At 59.3% G+C, this 9664-nt stretch carries 5 protein-coding genes and 2 tRNA genes; 5 read left to right on the forward strand and 2 right to left on the reverse strand.

The features are described 5' to 3' along the window. Positions 1-88: 88 nt before the first annotated feature. A tRNA-Thr gene (locus tag B088_RS05255) sits at positions 89-161 on the reverse strand. A 345-nt stretch (positions 162-506) separates the two neighbouring features. Between B088_RS05255 and B088_RS05260 the strand changes: the two genes are divergently transcribed. The 3 genes from B088_RS05260 (at position 507) to B088_RS05270 (ending at position 4663) form a co-directional block, all read left to right on the forward strand. Next, positions 507-1319: an enoyl-ACP reductase FabI gene (locus tag B088_RS05260; protein ID WP_018107372.1), complete on the forward strand. Its 813-nt coding sequence runs from the start codon at positions 507-509 to the stop codon at positions 1317-1319. Positions 1320-1396: 77 nt separating this feature from the next. Then, complete coding sequence (locus B088_RS05265; RefSeq protein WP_018107373.1) at positions 1397-2764, forward strand: PhoH family protein; 1368 nt, start codon at positions 1397-1399, stop codon at positions 2762-2764. An 18-nt stretch (positions 2765-2782) separates the two neighbouring features. Further along, entirely contained in the window at positions 2783-4663 is a 1881-nt protein-coding gene (locus B088_RS05270; protein ID WP_081605465.1) for an oxaloacetate decarboxylase, read from the forward strand. A 71-nt stretch (positions 4664-4734) separates the two neighbouring features. On the opposite strand, the gene B088_RS05275 is transcribed toward B088_RS05270, so the two are convergent. Continuing rightward, positions 4735-4809 (reverse strand) — tRNA-Pro (locus B088_RS05275). 190 nt (positions 4810-4999) lie between these two features. On the opposite strand from B088_RS05275, the gene mutS reads away from it, so the two are divergent. Then, positions 5000-7606 (forward strand): DNA mismatch repair protein MutS, encoded by a 2607-nt coding sequence (gene mutS / locus B088_RS05280; RefSeq protein WP_018107375.1) that lies wholly within the window; start codon positions 5000-5002, stop codon positions 7604-7606. A 114-nt stretch (positions 7607-7720) separates the two neighbouring features. Then, complete coding sequence (gene kbl, locus B088_RS05285) at positions 7721-8920, forward strand: glycine C-acetyltransferase (RefSeq protein ID WP_018107376.1); 1200 nt, start codon at positions 7721-7723, stop codon at positions 8918-8920. Positions 8921-9664: the final 744 nt, after the last annotated feature.

The following is a 9664-nucleotide window of genomic DNA, read 5'->3' on the forward strand; positions in this document are numbered from 1 at the left end:
CGCAAATATACCCTTACTACCCGCCACCTCCAAAAAGTGAGAGCGCCCACGGATAAAAATCATCCGCAGACGCTCTCGGGGGAGGGAGAGCCGAAAACGAGACTCGAACTCGTGACCTACGCATTACGAATGCGTCGCTCTACCAACTGAGCTATTTCGGCAAGGGACAGCTTCTTCGCCACCCGCCCTACCCTCAGGAGGCAAGGCTCCGCAAAGGTACGAAATTATCTCTCTCCGGCAATGTACCCACTTCCACCCATCCGAGATGACATAACGAGGATCTGGAGGGAGTGGTAATGAGCTGGGAGTGAAGCAGGCGGACAGGGATGAGAATTAGTATCGGTAATAGTCCAAACTATTACCGGTATTAGTCGTCACTAATACCGACTATAGTGTCGTCTATTACCGGTAATAGAAATGGGGGCTCTCATCGGGCTTCGGGGCGGTAGGGTGTAGCGCATTATACTTAACTTTGCTGAGTCGTTTTTCATAAGCCATAGATTATCATGTCATACGGATTGCTTAGGGGGAAGAGGGGGATCATATTTGGGGCACTCAATGAGAAGTCCATCGCCTGGAAGGTGGCAGAGCGCTGCCATGAGGAGGGCGCCACGCTTGCCCTCTCCAATACCGCCGCGGCGCTGCGCTTCGGCACGCTCGACAGGCTGGCTGAGGAGACCGGGAGCATCGTCATCCCGGCGGACGCCACTTCGGTCGAGGAGCTGGAGCAGGTCTTCACGCAGGCGATGGAGCAGCTGGGCGGGAGGATCGACTTTGTGCTCCACTCCATCGGCATGAGTCCCAACATCCGCAAGCGGGTCCCTTACGGGGAACTCAACTATAAGAACTATGAGAAGACCCTCGACATCTCAGCCGTCTCCTTCCACAAGATGCTCTCGGTCGCCAAGCGGCTCGATGCCATTAGCGAGTGGGGGTCAGTAGTGGCGCTCACCTACATTGCGGCGCAGCGCTCCTTTGTCGACTACAGCGACATGGCGGATGCCAAGGCGATGCTCGAGTCGATCACCCGGAGCTTCGGGCTGATCTATGGCGAGGCGCGCCACGTGCGTATCAATACGATCTCCCAGTCGCCCACGGCGACCACTGCCGGTGAGGGGATCGAGGGGATGGAGCAGCTGCGTCTCTTTGCCGACCGGATGTCGCCTCTCGGCAATGCCGATGCGGACGACTGTGCGGACTACTGCGTCGCGCTCTTCTCCGACCTGACACGCAAGGTGACGATGCAGAACCTCTACCACGATGGCGGCTTCTCCTCCGTCGGCATCACCCGCTCCGCCCTCGAGCAATCCTTTTCTTAAACCACAGGCTGAATGTACAATTGGATCTCTTTTCGCTACATTTGTGTCGAAGGATACACTAACTAAATTGAATAATCATGGCTAAGAAGAATTTTGTACTCGATACCAACGTGATCCTTCACGACTACCAGTGCGTGAAGAATTTCCAGGAAAACAACGTCTACATCCCCATCGCCGTCCTTGAGGAGGTGGATAAATTCAAGAAAGGCTACGAGCAGATCAATTACAATGCGCGTGCCTTTACCCGCATCGTCGACAAGGCGATCGAGGAGGAGACGGAGAAGGATACGAAGGAGAAGGGGAGCAAGCTCCACGACTTCATCACCAACGGCATAGCAGTCAATGCCGACGGCGGGCGCGTCTATATCCTCACCGAGGGACAGCACCACCCCAAGGTGCAGGCAGCCTTCGGAGAGGACATCAAGGATCACCGCATACTCTCCACCGCACTGACGCTGATGGACGAGCGTCACGGTGAGGAGACGGTGCTCGTGAGCAAGGACGTCAATATGCGACTCAAGGCACTCTCCCTCGGGCTCGAGGCGGAGGACTACACGACCGACAAGATCAGGCAGGAGGACCCCAATCGGCCCGAGCAGCACGAGATAGAGATCGCCGATGATAGCGCCGTGGACAGCCTCTACGTCGCCGGTGGCAAGGGTGTCCCCGTGGAGGAGCTCTCCCTGCCGGTCATCGTGGTGCCCAATCAGACCTTTGTCCTCAAGGCTCCCAACTCCTCCGCACTCTGTCGCGTGGACAACGAGGCGAAGACCATCCGTACGGTGGAGAAGAAGAGCTACTACGGCATCACCCCGCGCAACGCCGAGCAGGCGCTCGCCTTCGACGTGCTGATGGACCAGTCCCTCTCCCTCGTCGCCCTCACCGGTACCGCAGGTACGGGTAAGACGCTGCTCGCCCTCGCCGCCGCCCTCGCCCAGGCCGAGGACTACCGTCAGATCCTCCTCGCCCGACCGATCGTCTCCCTTGCCGACAAGGACATCGGCTTCCTCCCGGGGGACTATAAGCAGAAGATCATGCCCTACATGCAGCCTCTCTTTGATAACCTCAATGTGATCAAGTCACAGCTCGGCACCGGGTCTGCCGCTGCACAGGAGATCGATGCCATGCTGGGCGATGAGCGCTTAGTGGTCGAGGCACTAGCTTACATCCGTGGTCGTAGTCTCGGCGACGTGATCTTCATTGTCGATGAGGCGCAAAACCTCACACCCCAGGAGATCAAGACCATCATCACCCGCGCCGGCGACAACGCCCGTATGATCTTCACTGGAGACGTGCAGCAGATCGACTCACCCTACCTCGACAGCAGGAGCAACGGCCTCGCCTATATGATCGAGCGGATGCGCGGTGAGGACTGCTTTGCACACGTCAATCTCATCCACGGCGAGCGGTCCCACCTGAGTGACCTCGCCGCACGCAAGCTGTAATAACCGCTCCTTCTTTATATGACAAAAAGGAAACCGATACAATTCAGTCTCGTCTACCGAGACATGTTCCAGAGCTCGGGGAAGTATCAGCCTCTCGCCCACCAGCTGGAGCGGGTCGCCCCGGCGATCATAGATATGGGCTGCTTCTCCCGAGTGGAGACGAATGGGGGCGCCTTTGAGCAGGTCCAGCTGCTCGCCGGCGAGAATCCCAACCAAGCTGTCCGGACCTTTACCAAGCCCTTCCGTGAGGCGGGGATCAAGACCCATATGCTCGACCGGGCGCTCAATGCCCTCCGGATGTACCCCTGCCCGTCGGACGTGCGGCGGCTGATGTACAGGGTGAAGCACGCTCAGGGAGTCGACATTACCCGCATCTTCGACGGGCTCAATGACCCCCGCAACGTCATCCCCTCGATCCGGTACGCCAAGGAGGCGGGCATGACCCCGCAGGCAACGCTCTGCATCACCCACTCGCCCGTCCACACGGTCGACTACTACGCCGCTCTCGCCGACACGCTCATCGAGGCGGGGGCAGAGGAGATCTGCCTCAAGGATATGGCCGGCATCGGTCGACCGACAGTCATCGGCCAGATCGTCCGCCGGATCAAGGAGTCGCACCCCGACATCGTGATCGAGTACCATGGCCACATCGGTCCCGGCTTCTCCGTCGCATCAATGCTCGAGGCGGCACGCGCCGGAGTGGACATCCTCGACACCGCCGTGGAGCCGCTCTCGTGGGGCAAGATCCACCCCGACGTGATCACCATCCGGGAGATGCTGAGAGCGGACGGCTTTGAGGTGCCGGAGATCAATATGAAGGCCTATATGCAGGTCCGCACGCTCACGCAGGAGTTCGTGGACGACTTCCTCGGCTACTACATCAATGAGCAAAATCTCCAGTGCTCCTCGCTCCTCATCGGCTGCGGGCTGCCCGGAGGGATGATGGGCTCGATGATGTCCGACCTGCAGGGCATCCACGAGGCGATCAATATGTTTCATCGACAAAAGGGCGAGCCGGAGATCTCCATCGACGATCTGATGGTGAAGCTCTTCGACGAGGTGGCGCATATCTGGCCAAAGCTCGGCTACCCGCCCCTCGTCACCCCCTACAGCCAGTACACCAAGAACATCGCCCTGATGAACGTCTTCAATATGGAGCGCGGCGGTGATCGGTGGCAGGCGATAGATGAGAAGGCATGGGGAATGATCCTCGGGAAGAATGGTCGCGTCCCCGGTCCTGTGGCTGAGGAGCTGCGCACGCTTGCGGAGGAGAAGGGACTCGCCTTTACCGACGCTGACCCGCAGACCAATTACCCCGACGACCTCGACCGCTTCCGCCGGATGATGGACGAGGAGGGCTGGGACTACGGCGAGGACGACGAGGAGCTCTTTGAGCTCGCCATGCACGAGCCGCAGTATCGCGACTACCGCTCCGGTGTTGCCAAGGAGCGATTCCTCGAGGACCTGGAGCAGAAGCGTGCTGAGCGCGCCGCTCTCCGCGGCACCACCCCTGAGGAGGTTCGGGCGCTGAAGCGTGCTGCCTGGACGGCCGTCACCGCCCCCACGAGTGGTCAGATCCTCTGGGAGATCAATCTCGAGGAGGGCTCCGCCGCACCACAGGTTGGCACCGCCTACCGCCGCGGGAGCTGCCTCTGCGAGATCTGCCCCTCCGGCGGGTATCGCGAGCCGGTGACTGCCCTCGTCGGCGGACGCATACGCGAGGTGGTCGCCGATCAGGGTGCCACGGTTCGCAAGGGCGACGTGATCTGCTATATGGACGATGATGAGGCGACCCTGCCGGCGGAGGAGAAGCCGACCGACACCGCTCTCCACCGTCCCGAGGAGCAGCCCTACAGCCACCGCGAGGTACTCAACCCCTCCACCCGCATGGGTCGGTAGGAGACACCACCAAGATAAAGCAAGAGAGCGATGAAGAGAAATAGATCTCCTCATCGCTCTCTTTTGTCTTGTCGGGGTGGCGAGATTCGAACTCGCGACCCTCTGCTCCCAAAGCAGATACGCTAACCGGACTGCGCTACACCCCGATGACCTCTCGGTCTCAACTGCAAGCCCCTTACGAGAACCTTGCGGGGGCAAAGGTAGCCATTTTATCCAGATTACGAAACGTCTCTGTTGTCCTCTCTTACCTATCTCCAGAGGTGAGAGCAGATGCGGGACGGGCGAAAATCGGTACATTTGCCTACCTCAGTACCACACAGAGCAAGGCAGACAACTATGGCAAAAGTGAAGGAGACACCGATGATGTCTCAGTACAACCGGTTTAAGAAGAAATACCCCGACGCGATCTTACTCTTCCGTGTCGGGGACTTCTATGAGACCTTCTCCGACGATGCCGTTACCGCCTCCCAGTTGCTCGGGATCACCCTCACGAAGCGGTCCAATGGTGGCGCCTCTGATGTGCCCCTCGCCGGCTTCCCCTACCATGCACTCGACGTCTACCTGCCTAAGCTGGTCGCGCAGGGGAAGCGGGTCGCAATCTGCGACCAGATCGAGGACCCTAAGCTGACGAAGACGCTCGTCAAGCGGGATGTGACGGAGCTGGTGACACCGGGACTGACGATGGAGGACACGGTGCTGGACGCGGGTACGAATAATTTCCTCGGTGCCATCGTGATGAAGGGGGGTCGCGCCGGGGCGGCTTTTCTCGACCTCTCGACGGGCGAGTTTTGCACCACAGAGGGGATCGAGGAGGATGTGGCCAAGACGGTGGCCTCCTTTGGCCCAAAGGAGATCCTGATCGAGCGGGGTCGTGAGACCTCCGTGGCCGCCTCGATGGGCGAGCAGTGGCACTACTACCCTCTGGAGGACTGGGTCTTCACGGTCGACTACGGCAGGGATCGTCTGCAGCGACACTTCAGCACCAGCACGCTCAAGGGCTTCGGCGTGGAGGAGAAGCCGCTTGCGATCATCGCCTGCGGAGCGATCCTGTACTACTTAGAGGCGACGAAGCACACACAGCTGAGTCACGTGACGACCCTTCACCTGATCGAGGAGGACCACTTCGTCCGGCTGGACAACTTTACTCGCCGAAATCTGGAGATCATGCGTCCGCTGACGGAGGACGGCAGTTGCCTGCTGCATGTGCTGGACCACACCCACACGCCGATGGGGGGACGGTTGCTGAAGCGGTGGCTCTCCTTCCCCCTCCTCGACCTACACGAGATCGAGCGGCGTCAGTCGTGCGTGGGGGCCTTCTACGACCGGGCGGAGCTGACGGAGACGGTGGCGAATCACCTCGCCGGGATAGGCGACCTGGAGCGACTGGCGAGCAAGGTCGCGGTGGGGCGTATCTCGCCACGCGAACTGCTGCAGACGGCGGCGGGGCTGAGACTGATCCGACCGATGATGAGCCTCCTCGCCGAGTCGGGAGCGCAGCCACTCCGGGAGCTCTCTCTCAGGCTCGATCCGGCAGAGGAGCTGGCGACCAAGATCGAGCAGTCGATCGATCCGGACGCACCGGCTCAGGTGGGCAAGGGGAGGGTGATCCGAGCCGGGGTGAGCAGCCGTCTGGACGAGCTGCGCGCCATCGCCGGAGGGGGGAAGAAGTATCTCCTCGAGATGCGGGAGCGGGAGAGTCGGGAGACGGGGATCCCGTCGCTGAAGATCGCCTTCAATAACGTCTTCGGCTACTACATCGAGGTGACCAATGCGCATAAGGAGAAGGTGCCCGAGGACTGGATCCGCAAGCAGACCCTCGTCAATAGCGAGCGGTACATCACACCGGAGCTGAAGGAGTATGAGCAGAAGATCCTCGGCGCCGAGGAGCGGATCAGCATCCTCGAGGCGGAGCTCTACCAGGATCTGATCCGCGAGGTGATGGGACATATCCGGGTGCTGCAGAGCAATGCCGCCGCTCTCTCGGAGATCGATGTGCTGAGCACCTTTGCCTACGATGCCACAGCCTACGACTACCACCGTCCTCAGGTGGACCGGAGCACCGTCATCGACATCAAGGAGGGGCGCCACCCGGTGATCGAGCGGATGATGCCGCCGGGCGAGGAGTACATCCCCAATGACGTCTACTGCGAGCCGGAGACGGATCAGATCATGGTGATCACCGGTCCCAATATGTCAGGTAAGAGCGCCCTCCTGAGACAGACAGCCCTGATCGTGCTGATGGCGCAGGTGGGCTCCTTCGTCCCCGCTCGTGAGGCGCGGCTCGGCATCGTGGATCGGATCTTTACCCGTGTCGGGGCGTCGGATAATATCTCGCGCGGGGAGAGCACATTTATGGTGGAGATGACCGAGTCGGCCATTATCCTGAATAACATCACTCCTAACAGCCTGGTCCTCGTGGACGAGCTGGGACGCGGCACCTCCACCTACGACGGCATCTCGCTGGCGCAGGCGATCGTGGAGTACCTCCACAATAACCATCGCGCCCACCCGAAGACCCTCTTTGCCACCCACTACCATGAGCTGAATGAGCTGGAGGGGGTGCTGCCGAGGATCCGGAACTACAATGTCTCCGTCAAGGAGGCGGACGGGAAGGTGATCTTCCTGAGAAAGCTTGTGCCGGGCGGCTGCGAGCACAGCTTCGGTATCCATGTGGCGCGCATGGCGGGGATGCCCCGTGAGATCGTCACCCGGGCGGAGGAGATCCTGAGTCAGCTGGAGAGCAAGGCGGGTCACACCTCCCTACCCTCCGCCGCCGAGGAGGAGACGACCGACGGGCCGATGAAGCTCAGCTTCTTCCAGCTGGACGACCCGACCCTCTCCGCCATCCGCGACGAGATCAAGGGGCTCGACATCGACAACCTCACCCCCCTCGAGGCACTCAATAAGCTCTCCGACATTCGCCGTCTGATCGGGATGAAGTGACCTCAGTCACCCGGCGCAACCGAAACGAGTAAAAAAGTGGTAACTTTGGGGGACTTGTAAAAGCGAACCCTATAGTAGAAGACACTCTTAATCATCTATACACAATCACAATCTATGTACGACAAGTATAAGAAGCACCTCGAGGAGACTCTCCAGGCGATCAAGGATGCCGGCACTTACAAGCGTGAGCGCCTCATCACCAGCAAGCAGAGCTCTGCCATCACCGTGGATCAGAATGGCAAGGAGATCCACGCACTCAACTTCTGCGCCAATAACTACCTCGGTCTCGCTGACGATCAGCGACTGATCGATGCCGCAGAGAAGATGATGGCCCGCCGTGGCTTCGGTATGTCCTCCGTCCGCTTCATCTGCGGTACTCAGGATGTCCATCTGGAGCTGGAGAAGGCTATCTCTCGCTACTTCGGCACCGAGGACACGATCCTCTACGCTGCCTGCTTCGACGCCAATGGCGGTCTCTTCGGCTCACTCCTCACCGACGAGGATGCGATCATCTCCGACCAGCTCAATCACGCCTCCATCATCGACGGCGTCCGCCTCTGCAAGGCTCACCGCTACCGCTACCTCAATGGCGATATGGCCGACCTGGAGGAGAAGCTCAAGGAGGCACAGGCTCAGCGCTTCCGCGTCATCGCCACGGACGGCGTCTTCTCTATGGACGGTAACGTCGCTCCGCTCGATAAGATCTGCGAGCTGGCTGAGAAGTACGACGCTATGGTAATGGTCGACGAGAGCCACTCCGCCGGCGTGGTCGGCAAGACCGGTCGCGGTGTCACCGAGCAGTATGGCGTGCGTGGTAAGGTGGAGATCATCACCGGTACCCTCGGCAAGGCCTTCGGTGGCGCTGTCGGTGGCTTCACCACCGGTAAGAAGGAGATCATCGAGCTCCTCCGCCAGACCTCACGTCCCTACCTCTTCTCCAACTCTCTCCCCCCATCTCTCGTCGGTGCAGGTATCGAGACCTTCCGTATCCTCGAGGAGTCGACGGAGCTCCACGACCGTCTGATGGACAATGTCGCCTACTTCCAGGAGAAGATCAAGAAGCTTGGCTTCGACCTGCTCCCCACACAGAGCGCCATCGTCGCCGTGATGATCTACGACGCTGCCAAGGCAGCTGAGTTCGCTGCCCGCATGCAGGAGGAGGGCATCTTCGTCACCGGCTTCAGCTACCCGGTGGTACCGAAGGACAAGGCGCGCATCCGCGTACAGCTCTCTGCCGCTCACACCCACGAGCAGATCGACCGCTGTATCGCCGCCTTCGACAAGATCGGCCACGACCTCGGCATCCTGAAGTAATCCCGACAGGACGAGTATAGACACAGTAAGGCGCAGGGGTCGTTATGATCCCTACGCCTTACTGCGTCCTAGACTGTGGTGTCGGACAAGTGGAACGAGTCGAACATCTCAATTTCGGATCTCACTCAGTAATTGCTTAGGGCTGACGCATTTGAGTAGTACAGAAACCATTCAACTCACTGCGAAGAGTGGTGAACGATGCACCCCGACAGGGGTGCCCGCTTTTTAGACCCGGGTCAAGGGGCATAGCCCCGACGACCCGGGGGTCAGGCGTTGCTAGCGATCTCGCGACCCCGCTAGGGTGTCGCACTGATTAACTGACTGGTATGTGCGACACCCCTGAGTAATTGCTTCAAACCTATTTGCTAATACAAATTTATTATATACATTTGTCAAGTGATAGAATTCTTCAGATTACTAAAACCACTTTTCGCATTTTTATCACATCATCTATGTCTCTCACAGGCGCATCATATTGGCACACCAGATCTGACTGTCTTCCGGCGAATGACCGGCAGATCAGTGCAGCGTCACGTTCCGTAGAGAGAGAGAGAGAGAGAGAGAGAGAGAGAGAGAGAGAGAGCTGCGTCTTCGCTGATCCCTCCCTCCACTAAAGCCTATAGATCACACCCGCAGGGGATGTCGGCACCTACCGTGCCGACATCCCCTGCGTTGCTTCGTACAGATGGTCATTTGGTGACATCTTGATGATGAGCTTTTATTTATAAATAACCATAAATAGTT

The organism is Porphyromonas bennonis DSM 23058 = JCM 16335 (assembly GCF_000375645.1).
GTDB classification, from domain to species: domain Bacteria; phylum Bacteroidota; class Bacteroidia; order Bacteroidales; family Porphyromonadaceae; genus Porphyromonas_A; species Porphyromonas_A bennonis.

What these genes read in the sequence shown, in the direction of transcription:
- B088_RS05270 (WP_081605465.1), top strand. Translation starts at nt 2,783, where the DNA reads ATGACAAAAAGGAAACCGATACAATTCAGTCTCGTCTACCGAGACATG.
- kbl (WP_018107376.1), top strand. Translation starts at nt 7,721, where the DNA reads ATGTACGACAAGTATAAGAAGCACCTCGAGGAGACTCTCCAGGCGATC.
- mutS (WP_018107375.1), top strand. Translation starts at nt 5,000, where the DNA reads ATGGCAAAAGTGAAGGAGACACCGATGATGTCTCAGTACAACCGGTTT.
- B088_RS05260 (WP_018107372.1), top strand. Translation starts at nt 507, where the DNA reads ATGTCATACGGATTGCTTAGGGGGAAGAGGGGGATCATATTTGGGGCA.
- B088_RS05265 (WP_018107373.1), top strand. Translation starts at nt 1,397, where the DNA reads ATGGCTAAGAAGAATTTTGTACTCGATACCAACGTGATCCTTCACGAC.